The 25,105-nt window shown below is 71.5% G+C and carries 18 protein-coding genes; 10 read left to right on the plus strand and 8 right to left on the minus strand.

The features are described from left to right. The first annotated feature begins 27 nt into the window (after window positions 1-27). Window positions 28-2,802, plus strand: a complete 2,775-nt coding sequence (locus tag ACWGKJ_RS20225; RefSeq protein ID WP_453315780.1) for a beta-N-acetylglucosaminidase domain-containing protein — start codon at window positions 28-30, stop codon at window positions 2,800-2,802. Between the two features lie 190 nt (window positions 2,803-2,992). Here the strand turns inward: ACWGKJ_RS20225 and ACWGKJ_RS20230 are convergent, their stop codons facing one another. Continuing rightward, window positions 2,993-4,231, minus strand: a complete 1,239-nt coding sequence (locus ACWGKJ_RS20230) for an ROK family protein (RefSeq protein ID WP_453315781.1) — start codon at window positions 4,229-4,231, stop codon at window positions 2,993-2,995. A gap of 131 nt (window positions 4,232-4,362) precedes the next feature. Between ACWGKJ_RS20230 and ACWGKJ_RS20235 the strand changes: the two genes are divergently transcribed. The 4 genes from ACWGKJ_RS20235 to ACWGKJ_RS20250 all read left to right on the plus strand — a co-directional run bounded on the left by ACWGKJ_RS20235 (window position 4,363) and on the right by ACWGKJ_RS20250 (window position 10,299). Then, window positions 4,363-5,634, plus strand: coding sequence for a CaiB/BaiF CoA transferase family protein (locus ACWGKJ_RS20235; RefSeq protein WP_385026261.1), 1,272 nt, complete (start codon window positions 4,363-4,365; stop codon window positions 5,632-5,634). Beyond that, window positions 5,631-6,773: an acyl-CoA dehydrogenase family protein gene (locus ACWGKJ_RS20240; protein ID WP_385026258.1), complete on the plus strand. Its 1,143-nt coding sequence runs from the start codon at window positions 5,631-5,633 to the stop codon at window positions 6,771-6,773. Before ACWGKJ_RS20235 ends, ACWGKJ_RS20240 begins: the two co-directional genes overlap by 4 nt. Window positions 6,774-6,869: 96 nt before the next feature. Then, window positions 6,870-8,084: an acetyl-CoA C-acetyltransferase gene (locus ACWGKJ_RS20245; protein WP_385026255.1), complete on the plus strand. Its 1,215-nt coding sequence runs from the start codon at window positions 6,870-6,872 to the stop codon at window positions 8,082-8,084. A 43-nt stretch (window positions 8,085-8,127) separates the two neighbouring features. Continuing rightward, window positions 8,128-10,299: a 3-hydroxyacyl-CoA dehydrogenase NAD-binding domain-containing protein gene (locus ACWGKJ_RS20250; RefSeq protein ID WP_385026252.1), complete on the plus strand. Its 2,172-nt coding sequence runs from the start codon at window positions 8,128-8,130 to the stop codon at window positions 10,297-10,299. A gap of 67 nt (window positions 10,300-10,366) precedes the next feature. On the opposite strand, the gene ACWGKJ_RS20255 is transcribed toward ACWGKJ_RS20250, so the two are convergent. Next, on the minus strand, window positions 10,367-11,146 hold the full coding sequence (locus ACWGKJ_RS20255; RefSeq protein ID WP_385026249.1) for a MerR family transcriptional regulator: 780 nt from the start codon (window positions 11,144-11,146) through the stop codon (window positions 10,367-10,369). A 117-nt stretch (window positions 11,147-11,263) separates the two neighbouring features. Beyond that, window positions 11,264-11,704 (minus strand): pantetheine-phosphate adenylyltransferase, encoded by a 441-nt coding sequence (gene coaD / locus ACWGKJ_RS20260; RefSeq protein ID WP_385026246.1) that lies wholly within the window; start codon window positions 11,702-11,704, stop codon window positions 11,264-11,266. 187 nt (window positions 11,705-11,891) lie between these two features. On the opposite strand from coaD, the gene ACWGKJ_RS20265 reads away from it, so the two are divergent. Both ACWGKJ_RS20265 and ACWGKJ_RS20270 read left to right on the plus strand, forming a co-directional pair. Continuing rightward, window positions 11,892-12,614, plus strand: a complete 723-nt coding sequence (locus tag ACWGKJ_RS20265) for a glycoside hydrolase family 16 protein (RefSeq protein WP_385026243.1) — start codon at window positions 11,892-11,894, stop codon at window positions 12,612-12,614. A gap of 182 nt (window positions 12,615-12,796) precedes the next feature. Further along, window positions 12,797-13,657: an oxygenase MpaB family protein gene (locus ACWGKJ_RS20270; RefSeq protein ID WP_385026240.1), complete on the plus strand. Its 861-nt coding sequence runs from the start codon at window positions 12,797-12,799 to the stop codon at window positions 13,655-13,657. A 21-nt stretch (window positions 13,658-13,678) separates the two neighbouring features. On the opposite strand, the gene ACWGKJ_RS20275 is transcribed toward ACWGKJ_RS20270, so the two are convergent. Further along, window positions 13,679-14,713, minus strand: coding sequence for a LacI family DNA-binding transcriptional regulator (locus tag ACWGKJ_RS20275; protein ID WP_385026237.1), 1,035 nt, complete (start codon window positions 14,711-14,713; stop codon window positions 13,679-13,681). A 245-nt stretch (window positions 14,714-14,958) separates the two neighbouring features. Beyond that, the gene (locus tag ACWGKJ_RS20280) at window positions 14,959-16,452 is read right to left on the minus strand and encodes a M1 family metallopeptidase (RefSeq protein ID WP_385026234.1); all 1,494 of its coding nucleotides are present in this window, start codon (window positions 16,450-16,452) and stop codon (window positions 14,959-14,961) included. Window positions 16,453-16,756: 304 nt separating this feature from the next. Between ACWGKJ_RS20280 and ACWGKJ_RS20285 the strand changes: the two genes are divergently transcribed. Continuing rightward, window positions 16,757-18,394 (plus strand): ABC-F family ATP-binding cassette domain-containing protein, encoded by a 1,638-nt coding sequence (locus ACWGKJ_RS20285; RefSeq protein ID WP_385026231.1) that lies wholly within the window; start codon window positions 16,757-16,759, stop codon window positions 18,392-18,394. Between the two features lie 175 nt (window positions 18,395-18,569). On the opposite strand, the gene ACWGKJ_RS20290 is transcribed toward ACWGKJ_RS20285, so the two are convergent. Further along, window positions 18,570-21,020, minus strand: a complete 2,451-nt coding sequence (locus ACWGKJ_RS20290) for a Tex family protein (protein ID WP_385026228.1) — start codon at window positions 21,018-21,020, stop codon at window positions 18,570-18,572. A gap of 174 nt (window positions 21,021-21,194) precedes the next feature. Then, window positions 21,195-22,049, minus strand: coding sequence for an SCO6745 family protein (locus ACWGKJ_RS20295; protein ID WP_385026225.1), 855 nt, complete (start codon window positions 22,047-22,049; stop codon window positions 21,195-21,197). Between the two features lie 360 nt (window positions 22,050-22,409). Between ACWGKJ_RS20295 and ACWGKJ_RS20300 the strand changes: the two genes are divergently transcribed. Next, a complete protein-coding gene (locus ACWGKJ_RS20300) occupies window positions 22,410-23,420 on the plus strand; it encodes a GlxA family transcriptional regulator (protein ID WP_385026222.1) in 1,011 nt (336 codons plus the stop codon). Between the two features lie 10 nt (window positions 23,421-23,430). After that, complete coding sequence (locus ACWGKJ_RS20305) at window positions 23,431-24,066, plus strand: DJ-1/PfpI family protein (RefSeq protein ID WP_385026219.1); 636 nt, start codon at window positions 23,431-23,433, stop codon at window positions 24,064-24,066. On the opposite strand, the gene ACWGKJ_RS20310 is transcribed toward ACWGKJ_RS20305, so the two are convergent. Continuing rightward, entirely contained in the window at window positions 24,053-24,832 is a 780-nt protein-coding gene (locus ACWGKJ_RS20310) for an enoyl-CoA hydratase/isomerase family protein (protein ID WP_385026216.1), read from the minus strand. The genes ACWGKJ_RS20305 and ACWGKJ_RS20310 overlap by 14 nt on opposite strands. Window positions 24,833-25,105: the final 273 nt, after the last annotated feature.

Here is a 25,105-nt window from a genome sequence, read left to right on the forward strand (position 1 = left end):
TCGGTGCCGAACCGTGGAGGATCGTCGATGTTCCGCAAAGAACCGGCCGGACCGCAGCACCGCACACTCTCCGGGCCTCTGCTCGGACCCCTCGTGGCCGGCCTCGCGCTGGCCCTGTCGGCGGCACCGCTCGCCGCGTTCACCGCCCCGGCCGCGAGCGCGGCCCCCCGGCCCGCCGCCCCTCAGCCCGCCGCCCCCGTCATCACCCCCGTACCGCAGTCCGAGTCGGCTCGCTCGGACCAGGTGCGCATCACGGCCTCCGTCGACATCGTCACCGGGGGAGCGACGGACGCCGCCGCGCTCTCGCTGGTGGAGAAGTCCCTCCGGGCCGCCGGGGCCACCCGTCTGTCCGTCGGCCCGAAGAGCACCGCGAGCGGCCCGAAGAGCACCGCGGGCACCGCACGTGACCGTCTCGCGGTCTACGTCGGCGGCCCCGGTGAGAACCCGTCGTCCGCCGCGGCTCTCACCGCTCTCGGCGTCAAGGGCCCCCAGGGCCTCGCCGCCGAGGGCTATGTACTCGCGGCGGGCCGGGCCCACGGCGACGGCGCGGGGCGGATCGTGCTCTCCGGTACCGACGCGACCGGCACGTACTACGCCGCCCAGTCGCTCCGCCAGGTGCTCCCGCACCGCGGTGGCCCGGGTGCGTCCCTGCGCGGTCTGACCGTCCGCGACTGGCCGGCCACCCCCGTACGCGGCACCATCGAGGGCTTCTACGGCACCCCGTGGTCGCAGGCGGCGCGCCTGGACCAACTGGACTTCTACGGCGCCCACAAGATGAACACGTACGTCTACTCGCCGAAGGACGACGCCTACCTCCGGGACAAATGGCGCGACGCCTACCCGCCGGACCAGCTGGACACGATCAAGCAGCTGGTGGACCGGGCACGCGCCGACCACGTCCGGTTCACGTATGCGCTCTCGCCGGGGCTGAGCGCCTGCTACAGCTCGGACGCCGACCTCAAGGCCCTGGACGACAAACTCCAGACCATCTGGGACATCGGTGTACGGCAGTTCGCCATCCCGCTCGACGACATCAGCTACACCCACTGGAACTGCGACGCCGACCAGGCGAAGTTCGGCACCGGCGGAGGCGCGGCCGGTGCGGCGCAGGCGTATCTGCTCAACCGGGTCAACAAGGAGTTCATCAAGACCCACGAGGGCGCACAGCCGCTGGAGATGGTGCCGACTGAGTACTACGACGTCACCCCGTCCCCGTACAAGACCGCCATCGCCGGGCAGCTCGACAAGGACGTCCTGGTGGAGTGGACCGGGGTCGGTGTCGTCGCACCGAGCATGACGGTCGCACAGGCGAAGTCCGCCCGGACGGTGTTCGGCCATCAGATCCTGACCTGGGACAACTACCCGGTCAACGACTACGTGACCGACCGGCTGCTGCTCGGCCCGTTCAGCGGGCGGGAGAAGGGGCTCGCCGAACAGCTCGCGGGGATCACGGCCAACCCGATGATCCAGCCGTACGCGTCAAAGCTCGCCCTGTACACCGTCGCCGACTACACATGGAACGACGCGGCGTACGACGCGGGCCGCTCCTACGGACAGGCCGTGCACGAACTCTCGGGCGGCGGGCCCCGGGTGGAGCGGGCCCTGCGGGCCTTCAGCGATGTCAACTACAGCTCGTCGCTGAACAAGCGGGAGGCGCCCGAGCTGTCCGCGGTCATCTCCCGTTACTGGGACGGCAGGGCGTCGTCGCGCACCCTCGCGGCAGCCCTGCGCGAGCTGCACGACGCGCCCGGGATCCTGCGTGCGCACCTGCCCGACAAGGGCTTCGTCACCGACGCCGGTCCGTGGCTCGACTCCGCACAGGGCTGGGGCACGGCGACGCTCGCTGCGCTGCGGATGCTGGACGACGCGAAGGCCGGGCGCGGCGCGGCAGCGTGGCAGGAGCGGCAGCAGCTCGCCGGGCTCGTCGCCAGGGCCAAGGCGCCGGTCTACACCGACATGAACGGCGGGAAGATCCCGGTCGTCGTGGGTGACGGTGTGCTCGACGCGTTCGTCACGCGGGCGCTCACCGAGGAGGGCCGGCTCATCGGACTTCCGCCGCAGCCCGTGGGCCAGAGCGATCTGGGTGTCTACTCGGGCAACGCCCCGGCCCGGATGACCGACGGCGACGACTCCACCTACTTCTGGAGCAGTGGCGCGGCCGCCAAGGACGACTGGGTCGGTGTCGACCTCGGCACCGAGCGCGCCATCAGCGACGTCACCGTCACCATGGGCAAGTCCGGCAGCGAATCCGACTACCTCCACCAGGGTGTCCTGGAGTACTCGTCCGACAACAGCACCTGGCACCCGCTGGGCTCGTTCAAGGACGAGCCGAAGATCGGGGCGACGGCCCCCGCGGGCACCACCGCCCGGTACGTACGGGCCCGCGCGACCGCCGACCAGACCAACTGGGTGGTGGTACGGGAGTTCCACGTCGGCGGCGCGGACACCCCGTCCGTGACGGGCGGGCCCCCGGCGGCCGACGGCAGCGGCCTGGCGTCGGCCGCGGACGGAAACGCCGAGAGCGTCTACCGCGCCTCGCGCGCGCCCTCGGCCGGTGAGTCGCTCGGCATCACCCTGCCCATGGCCGGCTCGGTGCACTCCGTGACCGTGCTGGCCCCCGGTGGAGTGCGGGGCGCCGGGGCGGCCGTGCAGATCCGCACCGGCGGCCGGTGGCGGACGCTCGGCCCGATGACCGGCTCGTACACGCACCTCACGACCCGTGCGGCCGACGCCGACGCGGTGCGTCTGCTCTGGACCAAGGGCTCGGCGGCGCCACAGATCAGTGAGGTGGCCGTGCGGTAGCCGCGGGGACGCCGCAGACCGCGGGAAGACCACGGAGACGCGGGAGCACCGCGCTGCCGTGGAAGGACCGGAGACGCGGGAGCACCGCACAGCTGCGGGAGCACCGCGCGCGAAGCGAAGACTGGGGGCCCGGGCGGCCATGAAGCCGCCGGGCCCCCACACCTATCCGGCACGTACCCGCGGGCCCGGCTCAGCCCGCCCGCTGCTCCGCGTACGCGACCGGATCGGCCAGCACCTCCTGGACGATGAGCGCCGCCGCACCCCGGGCCGCGTCCCCCGAGACCGATGAGGCGCGCAGTCTGCCGCTGCCGTGCGGCCAGAGCCCGGAGATCACCCGGCCGGTCAGCTCCCGGTCGGCGCCCGGCGACAGCCACGGCATCAGGCCGCGGTAGATCCCGCCGAGCACCACCGCGTCCGGATCGAAGAGGTTCACCGCGCCCGACAGCACCCGCCCCAGCATCACCCCGGCCTCCCGGACCGCGGCCACGGTGCGCTCGTCGCCGGCCTGCGCGCGCCGCTCCAGCTCCGCGACCCCGGAGGCCCCGGCACCCTCGTCGATCCCGGCGGCCCACAGCAGCGCCGACTGGCCCGCGTACTGCTCCAGGCAGCCGCGTGCGCCGCAGCGGCACTCCGGACCCGCCGGATCCGCCACCACATGGCCGATCTCACCGGCGAACCCGTGCGCCCCGCGCAGCAGTTCACCGTCGAGCACCAGGGCGCCCCCCACGCCGATGTCGGCGGTCAGATAGAGGAAGCTGCGGACCGTGCCGAGCCCGCCGAACCATAGCTCCGCGAGCGCCGCCAGATTGGCCTCGTTGTCCGAACCGACCGGCAGCGGGCGGCTGTCCGGGCGCAGCGCGGAGAGCGCCTGCGCGAAGATCCCCTCCGCCGCCACCCGGTTCCAGCCGAGGTTGGGGGCCTGCCGCACGGTCCCCCCGGAGACCAGACCCGGCAGGGCCAGCTGGACACCGACGGGCCGCAGTTCCTGTTCCCGCGCCGACTCCAGGGCGCGCGCCGCGACCCGCGCGGCGCGGGCCAGTACGGCGGCCGGCGGTGCGCCCCGGTTGTCGAGGTGCTCGGTCAGGCGTACCCGGCCGGTTCCGGCCAGATCCACCACACAGACCGACACATAGTCGATGTTGATCTCGACACCGACACCCGCGGCCCCCGTCCGGGCGGGCTTGAGCACCGTGCCCGGCCGGCCGGCCTGCCCGCTGAACGTCTTGCCCGACTCCGCGAGGAAGCCGCTTTCGAGCAACTGCTCGACCAGCGACGAGACGGCGGCCCGCGTCAGCCCCACCCGGCCCGCGACACCGGCCCGGGTCGCCTCGCCCTGCTCCCGCACGGCGCGCAGCACGAGACTGAGATTGTGCCGCCGTACGGTGTCCTTGTCGGCCTTGGGGCCGAGCGGCGTGAGGTTGTTGGTCATATCGTCGCTGAGCCTATGCGACCCCACACCCAAGCCCTAAGCGCCTGCTCAGCCAAAAAGCTTGTGCGGAGTGGAACACGTTCTTAACATCATCGATGTCACATCACTTGTGTCACAGTCCTGGGGGCGTGATGACAGAGGCAGGGAACGGTCCGCTGGCCGGAGTCCGGGTGGTCGAGCTGGCGGGGATCGGACCCGGGCCGTTCGCCGCGATGGTCCTCGCGGACCTCGGCGCCGATGTCGTACGGGTCGACCGGCCGGGCGGCGCGGGGCTCGGCATCGACCCGGCGTACGACCTCACCAACCGCAACAAACGCTCGGTCCTCGTCGACCTCAAGGCCGACGACGGCCCGGCCCGCGTCCTCGGCCTCGTGGAGCGCGCCGACATCCTGATCGAGGGGTACCGGCCCGGCGTCGCCGAACGCCTCGGCGTCGGCCCGCGGGAGTGCCACGCCCGCAACCCGCAGCTCGTGTACGGACGGATGACCGGCTGGGGCCAGGACGGGCCGCTCGCCGAACGCGCCGGGCACGACATCGCGTACATCGCCGTCACCGGAACGCTCGGGATGATCGGTGGCGCCGGAGAGCCACCCGCCGTACCGGCCAACCTGGTCGGTGACTACGCGGGCGGCTCGCTCTATCTGGTGATCGGCCTCCTCGCCGCACTCCAGCACGCCCGCACCGACGGGGGAGCGGGCCAGGTGGTCGACGCCGCGATCGTGGACGGCGCCGCGCACCTCGCCACCATGATCCACGGCATGGTGGCGGCGGGCGGCTGGCAGGACAGACGCGGCGTGAATCTGCTCGACGGGGGCTGTCCGTTCTACGGCAGTTACCGGACATCGGACGGCGCGTACATGGCCGTGGGTGCCCTGGAGCCGCAGTTCTACGACGAGTTCGTACGGCTGCTCGGCATCGCGGACGACGCCCCGGCGCGTAAGGACCTCGCACGCTGGGACGGGCTGCGCGAGACGATCGCCGCCCGTTTCCTGACCCGGACCCGTGCGGAGTGGACGGCGGTCTTCGAGGGATCCGACGCGTGTGTGGCGCCGGTGCTCTCGCTGCGGGAGGCGCCGGACCATCCGCATCTCGCCGCCCGGGGGACGTTCACGGAGCACAGCGGGATGACCCAGCCCGCGCCCGCGCCGCGCTTCTCCGCCACCCCCGCATCCGTACGCAGCGGGCCGGCCCGTCCGGGCGCCGACACGACCGCGGTCGCCCGGGACTGGGACGTACCGGGCCTCACCGGAGCACCCGGCCCGCCGGATACGACAGCACCCGCCGGGCGACCGGACGAGCCCCCCGCGGCCGGGGAGCGGGACGGCACCACCGCGGCCGGGCGACCGGCCGGAACCACAGCAGCCGGGCAACCGGACGACACCACAGCAGGGGGAGACCGATGAACCGCCGGCTCTACACCGCGGAGCACGAGGCGTTCCGGCAGACCGTCCGCACCTTCCTGAACAAGGAAGTCCTCCCGTACTACGAGCAGTGGGAGAAGGACGGGATCGTCTCCCGGGACGCCTGGCTCGCGGCCGGCCGTCAGGGGTTGCTCGGGCTCGCGGTCCCCGAGGAGTACGGCGGTGGCGGGAACCCGGACTTCCGCTACAGCGCCGTGCTCGCCGAGGAGTTCACCCGCGCGGGGGCGTCCGGTCTGGCGCTCGGGCTGCACAACGACATCGTCGGCCCGTACCTCACCACGCTGGCCACCGATGAGCAGCGGCGGCGCTGGCTGCCCGGCTTCTGCAGCGGGCGCACCATCACGGCGATCGCCATGACCGAGCCGGGCGCAGGGTCGGATCTCCAGGCCATCCGGACCACCGCCGATGACCGCGGCGACCACTGGATCCTCAACGGCTCCAAGACGTTCATCTCCAACGGGATCCTCGCCGACCTGGTGATCGTGGTCGCCAGGACATCACCGGACGGCGGTGCCAAGGGCCTGTCCCTGCTGGCAGTCGAGCGCGGTGCCGCCGGGTTCGAGCGCGGACGCAACCTGGACAAGATCGGCCAGAAGTCCCAGGACACCGCTGAGCTGTTCTTCCACGACGTCCGGGTCCCCAAGGAGAATCTCCTCGGCGAGCTGAACGGCGCCTTCATCCATCTGATGACCAACCTCGCCCAGGAGCGCCTGGCCATCGCCGTGGCCGGAATCGCCGCCGCCGAACACCTCCTGGAGATCACCACCGAGTACGTCAAGGGGCGCGAGGCGTTCGGCCGTCCGCTGTCGAAGCTCCAGCACATCCGTTTCGAGATCGCCGAGATGGCCACCGAGTGCGCCGTCACCCGTACATTCATCGACCGCTGCACAGCCGACCACACCGAGGGCGGGCTCGATGCCGTGCACGCCTCGATGGCCAAGTGGTGGGCCACCGAACTCCAGAAGCGGACCGCCGACCGCTGTCTCCAACTGCACGGCGGTTACGGCTATATGACTGAGTATCCGGTCGCCAGGGCATTCACCGACGGCCGTATCCAGACGATCTACGGCGGCACCACCGAGATCATGAAGGAGATCATCGGCCGCTCGCTGCTCGCCTGACCCGCCCCCTCGTACCCGTATTCGCATCCGCACCCCGTCATCCGTATCCGCACTCCGCACCGCGCATCCCGATCCGCACTCCGAAAGGCCGCAGTCTTGAGTACCGAAGCGTTTGTGTACGACGCGATCCGCACCCCACGCGGGCGCGGCAAGGCCAATGGCGCCCTGCACGGCACCAAACCGATCGACCTCGTCGTCGGGCTGATCCACGAGCTGCGCCGCAGGTTCCCCGGTCTCGACCCGGCGGCCATCGACGACATCGTGCTCGGCGTAGTCAGCCCGGTCGGCGACCAGGGCTCCGACATCGCCCGCACCGCTGCCGTCGCCGCGGGCCTGCCCGACACCGTGGCCGGGGTCCAGGAGAACCGCTTCTGCGCCTCGGGGCTCGAAGCCGTCAACCTGGCGGCAGCGAAGGTCCGTTCCGGCTGGGAGGACCTGATTCTGGCGGGCGGGGTCGAGTCGATGTCCCGGGTCCCGATGGCATCCGACGGCGGGGCCTGGGCCATGGACCCGATGACCAACTGGGACACCGGCTTCGCACCCCAGGGCATCGGCGCCGACCTCATCGCCACCATCGAGGGGTTCACCCGCCACGACGTCGACTCCTACGCCGCGCTCTCCCAGGAGCGGGCCACCGAGGCATGGAAGGAAGGCAGGTTCGCCCGCTCCGTCGTCCCCGTCACCGACCGCAATGGTCTGGTCGTCCTGGACCGTGACGAACATCTGCGGCCGGGCACCACCGCCGAATCGCTCGCCTCCCTGAAACCGTCCTTCGCCGCCATCGGCGAGATGGGCGGCTTCGACGCGGTGGCGCTGCAGAAGTACCACTGGGTCGAGAAGATCGACCACGTCCACCACGCGGGCAACTCGTCCGGCATCGTGGACGGCGCATCCCTGGTCGCCATCGGCTCGGGCGCGGTCGGCGAGCGCTACGGACTGACGCCCCGGGCCCGGATCCTCTCGGCCGCCGTCTCGGGCTCGGAGCCGACGATCATGCTGACCGGGCCCGCGCCCGCCACCCGCAAGGCGCTCGCCAAGGCCGGTCTGTCCATCGGCGACATCGACCTCGTGGAGATCAACGAAGCCTTCGCGGGTGTCGTTCTGCGCTTCGCCCGCGACATGGACCTCCCGCTGGACAGGATCAACGTCAACGGCGGAGCCATCGCCCTGGGACACCCGCTCGGCGCCACCGGCGCGATGATCCTGGGCACCCTCATCGACGAGCTGGAACGCCGCGACCAGCGGTACGGCCTGGCCACGCTCTGCGTCGGCGGCGGCATGGGCATCGCCACCGTCGTCGAGCGTCTCTGACCCCGTCCCCTCCCACCCACGGCCCTCACGGAGCAGCCACACCATGAGCGAGAACACCACCATCCGCTGGGAACAGGACGGGACCGGCGTCGTCACCCTCGTCCTCGACGACCCCCACCAGTCCGCGAACACCATGAACCAGGCGTTCAAGGAGTCGATCGCGGCCGTCGCCGACCGCGCGGAGGCCGAGAAGGACTCCATCCGCGGCATCATCTACACCTCCGCGAAGAAGACCTTCTTCGCGGGCGGCGACCTCAAGGACATGATCCGGGTCGGCCCCGACCAGACCCAGCAGGCATTCGACACCGGCACGGCCATCAAGAACTCGCTGCGACGCATCGAGACCCTGGGCAAGCCGGTCGTCGCCGCCATCAACGGCTCGGCTCTCGGCGGCGGTTACGAGATCGCCCTCGCCAGCCACCACCGCATCGCGCTCGACGCGCCCGGCTCCAGGATCGGCCTGCCCGAGGTCACCCTCGGCCTGCTGCCCGCCGGAGGCGGTGTCACCAGGACCGTACGGCTGATGGGCATCGCCGACGCCCTGCTCAAGGTCCTCCTCCAGGGCAACCGCTACAACCCGCGGCGCGCCCTGGAGAACGGCCTCGTCCACGAAGTCGCCGCCACCGCCGACGAGATGCTGGACCGGGCGCACGCCTTCATCGACGCCCACCCCGAGTCGCAGCAGCCCTGGGACGTCAAGGGGTACAAGATCCCCGGCGGCACCCCGTCGAACCCGAAGTTCGCCGCCAACCTGCCGGCCTTCCCCGCCAATCTGAAGAAGCAGCTGCAGGGCGCCCCCTATCCGGCGCCGCGCAACATCCTCGCCGCGGCCGTCGAGGGCTCCCAGGTCGACTTCGAGACGGCGCTGACCATCGAGGCCAGGTACTTCACCGAACTGGTCACGGGACAGACCGCGAAGAACATGATCCAGGCGTTCTTCTTCGATCTCCAGGCGGTCAACTCCGGCGCCAGCCGCCCCCAGGGCATCGAACCGCGTGAGGTCCGCAAGGTCGCCGTGCTCGGCGCCGGGATGATGGGCGCCGGCATCGCCTACTCGTGCGCCCGCGCCGGGATCGACGTCGTACTCAAGGACGTGTCGGCGGAGGCCGCGCAGAAGGGCAAGGCGTACTCGGAGAAGCTGCTCGCGAAGGCGCTCTCGCGCGGCCGCACCACCGAGGCCGACCGGGACGCGCTCCTCGCCCGCATCACCCCGACCGGCGACCCCGCCGACCTGGCAGGCTGCGACGCGGTGATCGAGGCGGTCTTCGAGGACGTGGCACTCAAGCACAAGGTCTTCCAGGAGATCGAGGGCGTCATCGAGCCCGACGCGCTGCTCTGCTCCAACACCTCCACCCTTCCCATCACACTGCTGGCCGAAGGCGTCGAGCGGCAGGGCGACTTCATCGGGCTGCACTTCTTCTCGCCCGTCGACAAGATGCCGCTCGTCGAGATCATCAAGGGCGAGCGCACCGGCGACGAAGCCCTGGCGCGCGCCTTCGACCTCGTACGCCGGATCAACAAGACCCCCGTCGTCGTCAACGACTCACGCGGCTTCTTCACCTCACGCGTCATCGGACAGTTCATCAACGAGGGCGTGGCGATGGTCGGCGAGGGTGTCGAGCCCGCGTCGGTCGAGCAGGCCGCGGCCCAGGCCGGCTACCCGGCCAAGGTGCTCTCGCTGATGGACGAACTGACCCTCACCCTGCCGCGCAAGATCCGCAACGAGGCGAAGCGCGCCACCGAGGAGGCGGGCGGCACCTGGGCCGGGCACCCGTCGGACGCGGTCATCGACCGGATGGTCGACGAGTTCGGCCGGACCGGCCGCAGCGGAGGGGCCGGGTTCTACGTGTACGAGGACGGCAAGCGCGCCGGACTCTGGCCGGGACTGCGCGAGCACTTCACCAAGCCCGGGACGGACATCCCGTTCACCGACATGCAGGAGCGGATGCTCTTCTCGGAGGCGCTGGACAGCGTCCGCTGTCTGGAGGAGGGCGTCCTGACCTCGGTGGCCGACGCCAACATCGGCTCGATCCTCGGCATCGGCTTCCCCGGCTGGACCGGCGGTGTCCTCCAGTACATCAACGGTTACGAGGGCGGCCTGCCCGGCTTCGTGGCCCGCGCCCGGGAACTCGCCGGCCGGTACGGTGAGCGGTTCGCGCCGCCCGCGCTGCTGGTCGGGAAGGCGGAGCGGGGCGAGACGTTCAGCGACGGCTGAGCGAGAGGCCGTCAGGGGCTGTCCGGCGGGCCCGCAGCACCTGTGCCCCCGGGCCGGGCCCGGCCGGTCAGGTGGCTGCGGGCCCGTCCACGTAACGGGCCCGCAGCTCCTCCTTCAGCGACCGCTGAAACGCGGTCACCAGCGCCTGCACCACCATGGGCTGCATATCGGCGGAGAGCGACTTCATCGCCTCCACCGCGTCAGGGTCGCTCTCGCGTTCGCGGTAGGGCCCCCACACCTCGTCCTGGAAGAGCCGGGTCAGCTCCTTCGCCGCGGCCCGGGTGTGTTCGAGCACCACCGTGCGCGCGGCCAGGATCGTCTCGTGGGCGATCGGCACGTCGAGCAGCTGCACACCGAGCGCGAGCAGCCCCGGATCCACCCGGAAGGCGTCCCTGTCGCCCTCGACCCGCTCCAGTACGTTCATCGCCGCGAGCCGGTCGATGTCCGGCTCCGGCAGCGGCCGCCCGGCCCGGCGCTCCAGCTCTGCGCGGGTCGCGTCGTCCGCCCCCTCCGGCGCCCATGAGGCCACGACGGCGCGGTGGATCGCGAGATCGTGTGCGCTCAGGTCGTCGGGGAGCTGCCGCAGATAGCGCTCGATGGCGGCGAGCGTCATCCCGTGGTGCTGCAGCTCCTCGACGAGAGCGAGCCGGGAGAGATGCGCCGGGCCGTACAGCCCGACGCGGCGCGGCCCGATCACCGGCGGGGGCAGCAGGCCGCGCGCGCTGTAGAAACGGACGGTACGGACGGTCACCCCGGCGCGCGCGGCCAGCTCGTCGACCGTGAGGGCAGCGGCCGCGCCTGTGGCGGTGGAGGTGTCCGTGGCCGTGTCGTCGGGGCCGGTCCCCATGCCTCTGCCTCGCTTCCCGGACACCCGCCGGTCACGGGGTCGCTCCCTCGGTCGATCCGGCACAACAGTACTGCTGTCCCACCAGCCTTGTGAAAGCCCTGGACCGCAGGCCCGGGGTCAGCGCGTCCGGCTCTCGGCCGTGACACGGTCCTGCCGACTCATCGTGGTGAGGAGGGTGGAGGAGATGTGGGCCAGTGCGGGGTCCGCGGCGATGAAGACCGTTTCGACTCCGGCCAGTTCGTGGTTCATGCGGGCCATCGGCATTTCGTAGTCCAGGTCGGCAGTCCCGCGGACTCCGCGGATGACGACGTCGATCCCGGCCCGTCGGCAGTAGTCGACCAGCAGGCCGCCGGTGTGGGAGTCGACCGTGACGTTGCTCAGGCCGGTCGCTGCCGCGCGGAGCCGGTCCAGCCGTTCCGGGACGGGGAGGCGGCCGGTCTTGTTCGCGTTGAACATCACGCACACGACGACCTCGTCGAAGAGGAGGGCGGCGCGCCGGAGTACGTCCTGGTGTCCTTGCGTGACCGGGTCGAAGGATCCCGGGAAGAGGGCTCGCATGACCGGGAAGAGTAACAAGCGGCCGCCGCAGATGCTCCTCCATGAGCTATGCATTCAACTTCAAGAGGCAGGTTCCGATTCGTACCGCGTGTATTGCCATGGCATGAACGGACTCCTACAGTCTGGCGTCAAGCAGAGCCGTGGGAGCGTTCCCACGGACCTTGTCCGTCCGAGCAGTGGAGCTCCGATGAAACCTGTGAGCCGCAGGCGCATACTCGGCGCGGCCCTGGCCGTCCCTCCCGCCGTGATTCTGGGATCGGGCCCGGCGCATGCCGCTTCGTGGGGAAGCCCGGTCACCGTCAACGCGTGGAACAAGATCAGCGGAAGGTGGACGGCCAACAACGAGCTGGAGACCTACACGCCGGACTGTGTCTGGTACGAGGGTTCGACGCTGGTCATCAAGACGTACAACGCCGGAGGCGGTCTGTACTACTCCGGCCGCGTGGAGTCGACGGCACTGTACGGGTACGGCACCTACAGCTTCACCGCCAGCATGCCCAACGGTCAGGGCCTGCTCCCCGCGGTCTGGGGCGCCTACCTCAACCCGTGGCTCCCCGAGTTCGACGCGGCGGAGATCGTCGGGCAGAACCCCAACACCGTCTACCAGACCTCCCACGACGCCAACAATGCGCAGGACCAGTGGGCCCCGACCAACTCCAGCGGCTGGACCAACGCGTACCACACCTACTCGTTCAGCTGGTTCCCCGACCACATCGACTTCGCCGTGGACGGCGTCTTCACCGGCACCAAGTGGTACTCCACCGCGGCCGGCGTGGGGATGCATTTCATCGTCAACACCGCAGTCGGCGGTGACTGGCCGGGCAACCCGGACGACTCCACCTGGGCCACGGCCGACGGCGCCCGGTACCTCAAATGCTCTGCCATCACCCACACGCCCTACTACCCGTAACGCATCCGGTGACCCGGTCGGCAGCACCATGACGTCGTTGCCCTGGTGGCCGGGCCCCCCGGCCGGGCCACCCCGCGCCACTCCGGCCCCGTCAGTCGCATACTGGGACTGAGGACTGACGGGAGCGGGCGGGTGTCCGGATGCCCGCAGGGAACGACGGGGCCAGTGACGGGAGGCCGTGCATGACCAGCCGCACCACGCCGGGGCCGCCGCCACCACCGCCCGGCGGGGTGCTCTGGAGCGAGGTCGGTGACATCCGGGTGCTGCTGACGCTGCCCGCCGCGCTGACCATGCAGGTGGCCCACCCGGCCGTCGGCGCGGGCGTCGACGCGTACTCCGTCTTCCGTACGGATCCATGGGGCCGCGGTGAACGCTCCCTGCGCTCGATGCAGCTCTGGGTGTACGGCGGGGACGCCGCGGCCGAAGAGGGGCGCAGACTGCGCCGTATGCACCGCACCATCCGCGGCACCGACACCCGCGGCCGCCCCTACCAGGCCCTCGCCCCCGCCACCTTCTCGTGGGTGCACGCCACCGGATTCCCGGTCTTCCTGCAGGGCCGCAAGTACCTCGGACGCCCCTACACCGACGCCCAGGAACGACAGTTGTACGCGGAGTGGCTCCAGGTCGGGCGGGTACTCGGCATCGACGACCGGGACATGCCGCAGACCATCGAGGAGTTCTGGCCCTACTACCGGAAGATGCTGGCCGACGAGATCGAGGCGACCCCGGTCGTCCGCGAGCTGACCGACCCGCACAGCCCCGTGCCGCCCCCGGACCGGGGACCGCGTGCGCTGCGCCCACTGGTCCGGTTGGTCTGGCCGGTGCTGCTGCCGCCACTGGCACGCTTCCGGCACTTCGTCACCGTGGGGCTGATGCCGCCGGAGGCCCGGCAGGCCATCGGCCTGGAGTGGACGGACTCCCAGGAGCGGACGCTGCGCCGCTTCGGCCGGTGTGTCCGTGCCGTGGTGCCCGTGCTTCCCGAGCGGGTGCGCTATCTGCCGCTCGCCCGCGCGGCGAGGGCCGCCCACCGTGCAGCGGTGTGAGGCGGGGCGGCCCGCCGGACATCACGCCGAGGCCCGGCGTACCAGGTCGGTCGGCAGGATCACGGAGTCCGGCGGGGTGACGCTCTCGCCGTCCAGCCCGCGTACCAGCATCCGCACCATCAACCGGCCCATCCCCTCTATGTCCTGACGGACCGTCGTCAACGGCGGGTCGGTGCACTCCGCGACCTTCTCCATGTCGTCGAAGCCCACCACCGCCACATCGTCGGGTACCCGTCTGCCCCGTTCCCGCAGGACCTGGAGCGCCCCCGACGCCATCAGGTCGTTGGCGGCGAACACCGCGTCCACATCGGGCCGCCGCTCCAGCAGCTCGGACATGGCCGCGGCGCCGCTCTCCACCGTGAACGCTCCCTGCGCGGTGAGCCGGGGGTCGACATCGAGGAGCACGTCACGGTAGCCGTCCAGCCGGTCGATCCCCGATGTCTGATCCTGCGGGCCCGCGATGTGCGCGATGTGCCGCCGCCCGAGCGAGACCAGATGCTGGACGGCCGTACGGGCGCCGCCACGGTTGTCGCAGTCGGCGTAGGGGAGCGCGAGACCGGACTCAGGACCGGCCCACACGGGCCGCCCGCCGAAGACCGTGGGGATCCTGACCCGGTGGATGACGGCGGGCAGCGGATCCTCGGTGTGCAGCGAGAAGGCCAGCGCCCCGTCCACATGACCGCCCGCCAGATAGCGGCCGATCCGGTCGTAGTCCTTCCTGCCCTCCACCAGGAGAAGAACCAACTGCGAGTCGTGGGCGGTCAGTTCACGGCTGATGCCGTGAAGCTGCTGGGAGAAGAAGGGGTCCGAGAAGATCCGGATCTCCGGCTCCGCGATGATGACGGCGACCGCTCCGTTGCGCCGGGTGACCAGGGTCCTGGCCGCGTGGTTCGGTACGTAACCGAGTTCGTCGACAGCCTGCTGGACCCGCTCCACCAGCGGCTTCCGCACCCCGGCGCCGCCGTTGACGACGCGCGACGCGGTGGCTCGCGACACACCCGCACGGGCTGCGACGGCCTCCAGGGTCGGCCGGGAGCCATGGGTCGGATCGGGCAACGGGTACTCCTCGGTCGGGCGCGGCGGCAGGGCGTACGGGTGCTCGCTCCTTGCGGCGGTGCGAGCACCCGCGGTGCCGGAGCAGCGTAACCACCGGCGGCCGGACGCAGGAAGCCGCGCACCCTGAACGCCCCGGCCGCGCCCGGGAAGGGCCGCGCCCGGGAAGCCCGCCGCCCTGCCGGTACGCGACGTGCGGAGCCGCGCCGCCCCGGTCAGGGGTGGCGCGGCTCCGGTCAGGGGGTGGCTCAGCGGTCGTGGACGGTGTGGGTCCGCTCGATCTGCGCCCAGGACTCCGGCGCCACGGGCCTGCCGTCGGTGTGCGCGAGGCGGGCCTGCCGGGCCGCCGGTGCGGCAGGCTTCGACGGGGTGAACAGCCAGGTGTCGAAGAAGGCGGCCAGCGGCTTCCCCGAGACCTGCTCGGCGTATTTCTCGAAGTCGGCCACCGACGCGTTGCCGTAGGCGTGCTCGGCGGGCCAGCCCTTGAGGATCTTGAAGAACGCGGTGTCACCGATCTTGTCGCGCAGCGCCTGGATGGCCAGGGCGCCCCGGTCGTAGACGGCGTCGTCGAACTGGTTCGCCGCACCGGGATCGCCCGGCTTCACCGTCCAGAACGCGTCGTCTGCGGGGTGCGAGGCGTACACGTAGTCCGCCAGCTCCTGCGCGGTCCCGTCGCCCTGGCTCTCCGACCAGAGCCACTGGGCGTAGGAAGCGAACCCCTCGTTGATCCAGATGTCCTTCCAGCCCTTGAGGGACACGTCGTCGCCGTACCACTGGTGGGCCAGCTCATGGACGACCACCGACACGTTGGCCCCGTTCGCGAACTGCTTGGGGCTGTAGTACGGGCGGGTCTGGGTCTCCAGCGCGTACCCCGTCGTGGTGTTCGGCACATAGCCGCCGAGCGCACTGAAGGGGTAGGGGCCGAAGTACCCGCTCAGCCAGTCGGCGACCTCACCGGTCCGCTCCACGCTGGCACGCGCCGCGCCGTCGTTGTCGCCGAGGTCCTTGCTGTACGCGTTGACGACCGGCACCCCGGCATCCGTGGTGCCGGTGGTGATGTCGAACTTGCCGACCGCGAGCGTGGTCAGATAGGTCGCCTGCGGCTTGTTCGACCGCCAGTTGTAGGTGGTCCTGCCCAGTTGCGAACGCTGCGACTGGAGCACGCCGTTGCTGATCGCCTGGGTGCCGTCGGGCACCGAGACCGACACGTCGTACGTGGCCTTGTCGAGCGGGTGGTCGTTGCTCGGGAACCACCACCACGCCGACTCGGGCTCGTCCGCCGCGACCGCCCCGTCCGGCGTCCGGTGCCAGGTGGAGAAGCCGTACGCGGACTTGGTGGACGGCACACCGCTGTACCGGACCACGATGGTGACGGCGGAGCCCTTGGCGAGGCCCTTGGCCGGGGTGACCACCAGCTCGTGCTGCCCGGACGTGGCGAAGGACGCCTTGGCACCGTTGACGCGGACCTCGCTCACGTCGAGCAGGAAGTCCAGGTCGAACCGGGAGAGGTCCTGGGTGGCGGTGGCCAGGATCGTCGCGGTCCCGTCCAGCCGGTCGGTCGACGGCTGGTACTTCAGCTTGAGGTCGTAGTGCGAGACGTCGTATCCGCCGTTCCCGTACGCCGGGTAGTACGGGTCGCCGATGCCCGGAGCCCCGGGTGTGAAGCCGGCCGCCGATGCCGGGATCGCCAGCAGAAGCGAGGCGGCCGCGAGTACGCCCGGGACGATGAGTCTGCGGTGCACTGATGCTCCAAGTCGTCGTGTTCGTCGCTGTGTTTGCCGTGTTGTTCGTCTTGCTCGTCGTGGCGGTTCGTCGTGATGGTTCGTCGTGGTGTCCGACCCTATTCAGCCCCGCTGCCTCTGGTCATGTCCACGGTCACAGCTGTCACAGGATCGCCATTCGGCCGACATGGATGCCGGCACGGATGCAGCCCGGGGTGCCGGCGCAGATCCCCACAGGGATGTGCCGGGATTCCGGCATGGATCCTGCCGCACGGACCCTGCCGCACAGGGCCCGCGCCGCACCCCGATTAGGATCGGTTCCCTCATGACTGCAACCCTTGTCGCCAAAGACCTCGCCGCGGGCCACGGCGACCGCTCGCTCTTCTCCGGCCTCGACCTCGTGGTGGCGCCCGGTGATGTGATCGGTCTCGTCGGTGTGAACGGCGCCGGCAAATCGACCCTGCTGCGCCTTCTCGCCGGGCTCGACACCCCGGAGGAGGGCGAGCTGAGGCTCTCGCCGCCCACCGCCACCGTCGGCCACCTCCCGCAGGAGCCGGAGCGCCGCGAGGGCGAGACCGTACGCGGCTTCCTCGCCCGGCGCACCGGGGTGGCGGCTGCCCAGAGCGCCATGGACGAGGCCACCCAGGGCCTGGTCGACGGGGTCGCGGGAGCCGACGACGCCTACTCCGTCACGCTGGAGCGCTGGCTCGACCTCGGCGGGGCCGATCTCGACGAGCGGGCCGGTGAGGTGGTGGCGTCGCTGGGGCTGACCGTCGGCCTCGACCAGCCCATGACATCGCTCTCCGGCGGCCAGGCGGCCCGCGCCGGTCTCGCCTCACTGCTGCTCTCGCGGTACGACGTGTTCCTCCTCGACGAGCCGACCAACGACCTCGACCTCGACGGGCTGGACCGGCTTGAGCGCTTCGTCGGCGGGCTGCGCGCGGGCACCGTCGTCATCAGCCACGACCGGGAGTTCCTGACCCGTACGGTCACCAAGGTCCTCGAACTCGACCTCGTCCAGCAGCAGATCACCCTGTACGGCGGCGGCTACACGGGATATCTGGAGGAGCGGGAGACCGCTCGCAGGCATGCCAGGGAGGAGTACGACGAGTTCGCCGACAAGAAGGCGGCTCTGGAGGGCCGGGCCCGGATGCAGCGCGGCTGGATGGACAAGGGCGTCAAGAACGCCCGCCGCAAGGCGACCGACAGCGACAAGCTCGGCCGTAAGTTCCGCAGCGAGGCGAGCGAGAAGCAGGCGGCCAAGGCCCGGCAGACGCAGCGCATGATCGAGCGCCTCGACGTCGTGGACGAGCCCCGCAAGGAGTGGGAGCTGCGCATGGAAATCGCGGCCGCCCCGCGCTCCGGCTCCGTGGTGGCCACCCTGCGGGACGCGACCGTCGTCCGAGGGGACTTCACCTTCGGCCCCGCCCACCTCCAGATCGACTGGGCCGACCGGGTCGCCATCACCGGGGCCAACGGTGCGGGCAAGTCCACCCTGCTCGGTGCGGTGCTGGGCCGCGTCCCGCTGGACACCGGGCACACGGCGCTCGGCCCTGGCGTCGTCGTCGGCGAGGTCGACCAGGCCCGCGCCCTCTTCCACGGTACGGAGACGCTGCTGGCCGCGTTCTGCGCGGCGGTCCCCGAAACCGAGCCCGCCGAAGTCCGTACGCTGCTCGCCAAGTTCGGCCTGAAAGCGCCGCATGTGCTGCGCCCCGCGACCACGCTCTCGCCGGGCGAACGCACCAGGGCCGCCCTCGCGCTGCTGCAGGGCAGGGGCGTCAACCTCCTGGTACTCGACGAGCCCACCAACCATCTGGACCTGGAGGCCATCGAGCAGCTGGAGTCGGCGCTCGACTCGTACGAGGGGACCCTGCTGCTGGTCACCCACGACCGCCGGATGCTGGACGCGGTCCGTACGACGCGCCGTATCGAGGTGGCCGGCGGAAAGGTCACGGAGGTCTGACCGGCCAGGTGCGCTGTGCTCCGCGCTGTGCTCCGTTGGGCCGACCGTTTTCTGCTGCGCTGCCGGGTGCGCTGTGCTCCGCTGGTCCGGCCACTGTTCTCCGCACCGCCGGGCGGGCCCGGACGGGCCCGCCCGGCGGGTGCGTCAGGTCATCAGGGCCGCAGCCCCGGCCGGATCAGCCGCGCCCCGAGCCGCGCCCCTTGCCCTGACCGGGGTCCGCCAGTCCGGCCCGGCGCAGGGCGTCCGCCATCGCACTGTTGGCCGGTGCCGGAGCCGACGACCCACGGCCACCACCACTACCGCCACCGCGCCGGCCCCCGCCGCCCTGCCGCTGCTGCGGAGGGCGACCGCCCTGGCCGCCCTGTCCGCCCTGGCCTGCCTGTCCGTCCTGCGCCCGCCGGCCCCGGTCCTGGCGCTCCCTGCTGCCGCCGCCCTGCTTGGCCCCCGGCTCGTCGTCGAGCCGCAGGGAGAGCGAGATCCGCTTGCGCGGGATGTCGACGTCCATCACCTTCACCTTGACGATGTCACCCGGCTTCACCACGTCACGCGGGTCCTTGACGAACGTCCTGGAGAGCGCGGAGACATGGACAAGACCGTCCTGGTGGACCCCGATGTCCACGAACGCGCCGAACGCGGCGACATTGGTGACCACACCCTCCAGGACCATCCCGGCCGTCAGATCGCCCAGCTTCTCGACGCCCTCCTTGAAGGTGGCCGTCTTGAACGCGGGCCGCGGGTCGCGTCCCGGCTTCTCCAGCTCGCGCAGGATGTCGGTCACGGTGGGCAGCCCGAAGGTGTCGTTCACGAACTCGGCCGGGTCCAGCGAGCGCAGCAGCGCCGCGTTCCCGACGAGCGTTCCGCCGCCCGCCTTCCTGGCCATCGTCCGCACCACCGGATACGCCTCCGGGTGCACGCTCGACGCGTCCAGCGGATCGTCACCGTCCCGGATGCGGAGGAAGCCCGCGCACTGCTCGTACGCCTTGGGACCCAGTCGCGCCACGTCCTTGAGGGCCTTGCGCGACCGGAAGGGGCCGTTGGTGTCTCGGTGCGCCACGATGTTCTCGGCGAGCCCCGAACCGATCCCGGAGACCCGGGAGAGCAGCGGGGCCGACGCGGTGTTGACGTCCACACCGACACCGTTCACACAGTCCTCGACGACCGCGTCCAGCGAGCGCGAGAGCTTCACCTCGGCGAGGTCGTGCTGATACTGACCGACGCCGATCGACTTGGGGTCGATCTTGACCAGCTCGGCGAGCGGGTCCTGGAGCCTGCGGGCGATGGAGACCGCGCCCCGCAGCGTCACATCCATATCGGGCAGTTCCTGCGAGGCGAAGGCGGACGCCGAGTAGACGGAGGCGCCCGCCTCGGAGACCATCACCTTGGTCAGCTTCAACTCCGGGTGCTTGGCGCACAGTTCACCGGCGAGCTTGTCCGTCTCACGGGACGCGGTGCCGTTGCCGATCGCGATCAGCTCGACCGCGTGCTCCTTCGCCAGCCGGGCCAGCTTCGCCAGCGCCTCGTCCCACCGGTTGGCCGGGACATGGGGGTGGATCACATCGGTGGCCACGACCTTGCCGGTCGCGTCGACGACGGCCACCTTCACCCCGGTACGGAAGCCGGGGTCGAGCCCGAGGGTGGCGCGGGTCCCGGCCGGTGCGGCCAGCAGCAGATCGCGCAGGTTGGACGCGAAGACCTTGACCGCTTCGTCCTCGGCGGCCGTCCGCAGCCGCAGCCGCAGGTCGATCCCCAGATGGACCAGGACCCGGGTGCGCCAGGACCAGCGCACCGTCTCGGCAAGCCACTTGTCGCCCGGCCTGCCGCGGTCGGCCACGCCGAACCGCCGGGCGATCATCGACTCGTACGCCGAGGGCCCCGCGGCGTCCGACGGCTCCTCCGGCTCCAGGACCAGATCGAGCACGTCCTCCTTCTCGCCCCGCAGCATCGCCAGCACCCGGTGCGAGGGCAGCGCGGTGAACGGCTCGGCGAACTCGAAGTAGTCGGCGAACTTGGCGCCCTGCTCCTCCTTGCCCTCCCGCACCTTCGCCGTCAGCCGCCCCCGGGTCCACATCCGCTCCCGCAGCTCGCCGATGAGGTCGGCGTCCTCGCCGAACCGCTCGGTGAGGATGGCGCGTGCGCCTTCGAGTGCGGCGGCCGGATCGGCGACGCCCTTGTCCGCGCCGGCGAACGCCGCCGCTGCCGTGAGCGGTTCCACCGAGGGGTCGGCCAGCAGACCGTCGGCGAGCGGTTCGAGCCCCGCCTCCCGCGCGATCTGGGCCTTGGTCCTGCGCTTCGGCTTGAAGGGCAGATAGATGTCCTCCAGCCGCGCCTTGGTCTCGGCGGCCCTGATCTGCGCCTCCAGCGCTTCGTCCAGCTTGCCCTGCTCCCGTACGGACTCCAGAACTGCCGTCCGCCGCTCCTCCAGCTCCCGCAGATAGCGCAGCCGCTCCTCAAGAGCGCGCAGCTGCGCGTCGTCGAGCATCTCGGTCGCTTCCTTGCGGTAGCGCGCGATGAACGGCACGGTCGAGCCGCCGTCGAGCAGCTCGACGGCGGCCTTCACCTGCCGTTCCCTGACGCCGAGCTCCTCCGCGATCCTGCTTTCGATGGAAACTGGGGTGGTCGTGGTCACGATCCCGTACCGCCTTCTCGCTGAGCTTGCCGCATTCTTCCGGAGCGGTCCCCGGACCCCGCGGGGCGAACGGACCGCCGGTGGGAGCCGGGCCGCCGCCACGCGGGGAAACAGTGCATCAGCATTGTGGCAGGCGGCGCCGACAGAGCGGGGACGACGCCCGCCCCGGCCGCTTCAGCTGATACCGGAGGGGAAGGCGCCGGCCGCCACCGCGGTGGCGAGGAAGCCGCGCGCCAGCTCGGTCAGCCGCTCCACGCCCTCGGCGCCCAGGTGTTCGTACGGTGCGAGATCGAGGCGGTCGGTCTCCGACTCGACGTCCTGGCGCAGCTGGGTGCCCGCTTCGGTGAGTGCGCCCTCCGCGTCCAGCAGCCCGCGCCCACGCAGCCGCTCGACCGCCGCGTCCCAGTCGCTCCGGTGCCAGCCGCGGGTGGTGAGGATCCACCGGGGCGCCATGCCCTTGCCGGTCGCCGTGTGGCTCACCAGCGCCTCCAGCGGGTCGAGCCCTGCGGTGAGCAGTACGGCGAGGTGGCCGTCGCCGCGGTGCTCGCGCAGCAGGGTCGCCGCGTGCCAGAACGCGAGGTGGGGCTCGTCGGGGACCGGCAGATCTGCGTGGGCCGCGTAGAGCGGGCGGGCGTGCCGGGTGCACGCCTCGGCGGCGCGCAGCGCGAGCCGGGCCGCCTCGGCCATCGGCTCCGACGCGACTGCCTCCTCGCCGAGCAGCCGCCGCAGCGTGGCGTCGGCGGCGCGCAGCCGGGCGTCGAGCACGGTCCACGGATCGGCCTTCTCCCACACGGCGGGGACGTGCCGGGCGATCAGTGCGGGGTTGAAGTTGTAGAACGTGGCCGCGATGGTGCCGGGCCCGACAGCCCCCATCGCCGCACCGCGCGCGGCGAAGTAGGCGGCGGCAGGGTCGTCGATCCCGGCCGCGGCGAGCTGTTCGGTGAGATCGGGGGAGAAGTAGAGCGTCGAGTGTAGCGGGTTGACGGAGTTGTGGCAGCGACGGCCGGCGCGCGGCTGGAGCGAGGTCATGGCCGGAATGTTACCGACTGGTCGGTACGGGAGGAAGGGCGGCCGGGTCTCCGGGCCGTACGGGGGAGGATCCGCTCGGGAGCCGGGAGCCGGGAGCCGGGAGCCGGGAGCCGGGAGCCGGGAGCCGGGAGCCGGGAGCCGGGAGCCGGGAGCCGGGAGCCGGGAGCCGGGAGCCCGGAACCGGGAAGGGGCGAGGGGCAGGGCGGCGAGTCCCGGCAGGGCGAGGGCAGCGGGTCCGGGAGGGCGAGGGCCGCGGCACCGTGCCGGGCGGGGCAGCGGGCCCGGGACGGCCGGGGCATGGCAGGAAAGGTGGGAGTTTCGTCATTGCGGACACCGCCCCCTGCGCCAAGGATGGACGCCATGCCGCAGAGACCGTTGCTGATCGTCCTCTTCGACGGTGTGCAGAGCCTCGATGTGACCGGCCCCCTGGAGGTCTTCGCGGGCGCCGGCCGTATCGACCGGGACGCGTACACCCTGCGTACCGCCTCGCTCGACGGCGCCCCCGTCCGCACCTCCGGCGGCCTCACTCTCGTACCGGACGGAACGCTGGCCGATTCCGGGGACCCGCACACCCTGCTGGTCCCCGGCGGCCAGGGCACCCGCGCCCCCGACCCCCGGCTGATCGACTGGCTGCGCGAACACGCGCCCCGCGCCGAGCGCGTCGTCTCGGTGTGCACCGGTGCGCTGCTGCTCGCCAGGACCGGTCTGCTGGACGGACACCGCATCACCACGCACTGGTCGGTCTGCGATCATCTGGCGCGTACCTATCCGGCCGTCGATGTCGACCCCGAGCCGATCTTCGTACGGGACGGGAAGTTCGCCACATCAGCCGGGGTCACCGCCGGAATCGATCTGGCCCTCGCGCTGGTCGAGGAGGACCTGGGCCGGGACACCGCGCTGACCGTCGCCCGCCATCTCGTCGTCTTCCTCCGCCGTCCGGGCAACCAGGCGCAGTTCAGCGTCCAGCTGGCCGCCCAGACCGCCCAACGCGACCCGCTGCGCGAGGTCCAGCAGTGGATCAGCGAGCACCCCGGCGGTGATCTGTCGGTCGAGTCCCTCGCGGCCCGCGCCCGGCTCTCGCCGCGCCACTTCGCCCGCGCCTTCCGCGCGGAGACCGGAACGACGCCGGGCCAGTACGTCGGGCGAGTCCGGCTGGAACACGCCAGGCGGCTCCTGGAGGACACCGCGGACTCGGTCGCGGAGATCTCCCGCGCCTGCGGCTACGGCACACCCGAGGCCATGCGGCGCGCCTTCCTGAAATCGGTGGCCACCGCCCCGGCCGAGTACCGCCGACGCTTTCACGCGCCCGCCACCCCTCGTTCCACGACCCCGCCGACCGCACCCCGGGCCACCCCGGCGCCACCCGTCTGAAAGGCACACCATGCAGATCGCGATCGCCCTCTTCGACCGCTTCACCGCGCTGGACGCGGTCGGGCCGTACGAAATGCTCTGCCGCATCCCGGACGCCGAGACCGTCTTCGTCGCCGAGCGGACCGGAGCCGTGCACAACGACAGCGGAAGCCTCGCCCTGGTCGCGGAGCGGACGCTCGACGACGTGCCGCGCCCCGATGTCGTCGTGGTGCCGGGCGGGCCGGGACAGACCGCCCAGATGGAGAACGAGCGGCTGCTCGGCTGGCTGCGCGCGGCCGACGCGGCCAGCACCTGGACGACCTCCGTCTGTACGGGATCCCTGCTGCTGGCAGCCGCGGGTCTGCTCAGCGGCCGGCGCGCCACCAGTCACTGGCTCGCGCTGGACGCCCTGACCGCCTTCGGTGCGGTGCCGACTAGCGAACGGGTCGTCACCGACGGCAAGTTCATCACCGCGGCCGGAGTCTCCTCCGGTATCGACATGGGGCTCGCCCTGGTCGGCCGGATCGCCGGGGACCGCCATGCGCAGGCGGTCCAGCTGGGCACCGAGTACGACCCGCAGCCGCCGTACGACGCGGGCTCACCGCTGAAGGCCCCGGCCGATCTGGTCGCGGAGCTGCGCGGGCGGAGCCGCTTCATCCTCCGGTAGCGCCCCGCGGAACGGCTGCCGGGCGGGGGGTCCAGGTGAAGCGGGGCTCCCGGCGTTCCAGGAAGGCGGCCACGCCCTCCGCCGGATCGCCGGAGTCCCGCGCCGTCGCCCGCCAGTACGCCCCCCGGTCCTCCCGGCCCGCGGCGAACTCCTTGGCGGCCGTCTGTGTCAGCTGCGACCGTGACACCAGCACCCGGGCGAACTCCGCCACCCGCGGGCCGAGCAGGTCGACGGGCGCCACCTCGTCGAGGAGACCGGCCCGCAGTGCGTGGTCCGTACCGATCAACTCGGCTGAGAACAGAAGGTACTTGGCGGTCGCCGGACCCACCAGGGACACCAGCCGTGCGGTGGACGCCGCCGGGTAGACGATCCCGAGCTTCGCGGGAGTCACCCCGAACAGCGCCCCCTCCTCGGCGAACCGCAGATCGCAGGCGGCCGCCAGCTGGCAGCCGCCGCCCACGCAGTGGCCGCGCACGGCGGCGAGAGTCGGTTTGGGGAAGGCGGCGAGGGCCTCCTCAGCCCGGACCGCGAGCCTCTGGGCGTCCTCGCGCGGGTCCCGCAGTGTCGCTATGTCGGCCCCGGCGCAGAAGGTGCCCCCGGCTCCGGTCAGGACCAGGACGCGGACTGCCACGTCGTCCGCCAGCCGGTCGAGCAGCACCGGCAGGGCCCGCCACATCGCCGCCGTCATGGCATTGCGCTTGGCGGGATTGCTGATCACGACGGTGGCGACCCCGTCGGCGACACTGTGCTGCAGCTGCGGCTCCATGAGCCGGATGCTATCCGGCCGGGCCAGGCGGAGCCGTACCGCCCGCAGGCCCTTCGGCGGACGGAGGGCTGCGGGCGGTACCCGTGTCGCTTTGTCGCCCAAGTCACTTACACGACCACAGACGTCAACAAAGGTCCAGAATCGGTCGCGTCAACAACAAGGCCGGTCGCACTCCGTCGATTAGCGCCGATTAGTGCTGACTTCTGTTCAGCTGCTCGGGGTGGACCGGCTCATTCCCAACACTCATTGCGTGGTCACCATCGAGCGCGAGGG

This window comes from Streptomyces sp. NPDC054757, from assembly GCF_053612185.1.

Excerpts from the sequence above, each read along its gene's own strand:
- ACWGKJ_RS20225 (WP_453315780.1), top strand. The coding sequence starts at position 28 with ATGTTCCGCAAAGAACCGGCCGGACCGCAGCACCGCACACTCTCCGGG.
- ACWGKJ_RS20230 (WP_453315781.1), bottom strand. The coding sequence starts at position 4,231 with ATGACCAACAACCTCACGCCGCTCGGCCCCAAGGCCGACAAGGACACC.
- ACWGKJ_RS20235 (WP_385026261.1), top strand. The coding sequence starts at position 4,363 with ATGACAGAGGCAGGGAACGGTCCGCTGGCCGGAGTCCGGGTGGTCGAG.
- ACWGKJ_RS20240 (WP_385026258.1), top strand. The coding sequence starts at position 5,631 with ATGAACCGCCGGCTCTACACCGCGGAGCACGAGGCGTTCCGGCAGACC.
- ACWGKJ_RS20250 (WP_385026252.1), top strand. The coding sequence starts at position 8,128 with ATGAGCGAGAACACCACCATCCGCTGGGAACAGGACGGGACCGGCGTC.
- ACWGKJ_RS20255 (WP_385026249.1), bottom strand. The coding sequence starts at position 11,146 with ATGGGGACCGGCCCCGACGACACGGCCACGGACACCTCCACCGCCACA.
- coaD (WP_385026246.1), bottom strand. The coding sequence starts at position 11,704 with ATGCGAGCCCTCTTCCCGGGATCCTTCGACCCGGTCACGCAAGGACAC.
- ACWGKJ_RS20265 (WP_385026243.1), top strand. The coding sequence starts at position 11,892 with ATGAAACCTGTGAGCCGCAGGCGCATACTCGGCGCGGCCCTGGCCGTC.
- ACWGKJ_RS20270 (WP_385026240.1), top strand. The coding sequence starts at position 12,797 with ATGACCAGCCGCACCACGCCGGGGCCGCCGCCACCACCGCCCGGCGGG.
- ACWGKJ_RS20285 (WP_385026231.1), top strand. The coding sequence starts at position 16,757 with ATGACTGCAACCCTTGTCGCCAAAGACCTCGCCGCGGGCCACGGCGAC.
- ACWGKJ_RS20295 (WP_385026225.1), bottom strand. The coding sequence starts at position 22,049 with ATGACCTCGCTCCAGCCGCGCGCCGGCCGTCGCTGCCACAACTCCGTC.
- ACWGKJ_RS20300 (WP_385026222.1), top strand. The coding sequence starts at position 22,410 with ATGCCGCAGAGACCGTTGCTGATCGTCCTCTTCGACGGTGTGCAGAGC.
- ACWGKJ_RS20305 (WP_385026219.1), top strand. The coding sequence starts at position 23,431 with ATGCAGATCGCGATCGCCCTCTTCGACCGCTTCACCGCGCTGGACGCG.
- ACWGKJ_RS20310 (WP_385026216.1), bottom strand. The coding sequence starts at position 24,832 with ATGGAGCCGCAGCTGCAGCACAGTGTCGCCGACGGGGTCGCCACCGTC.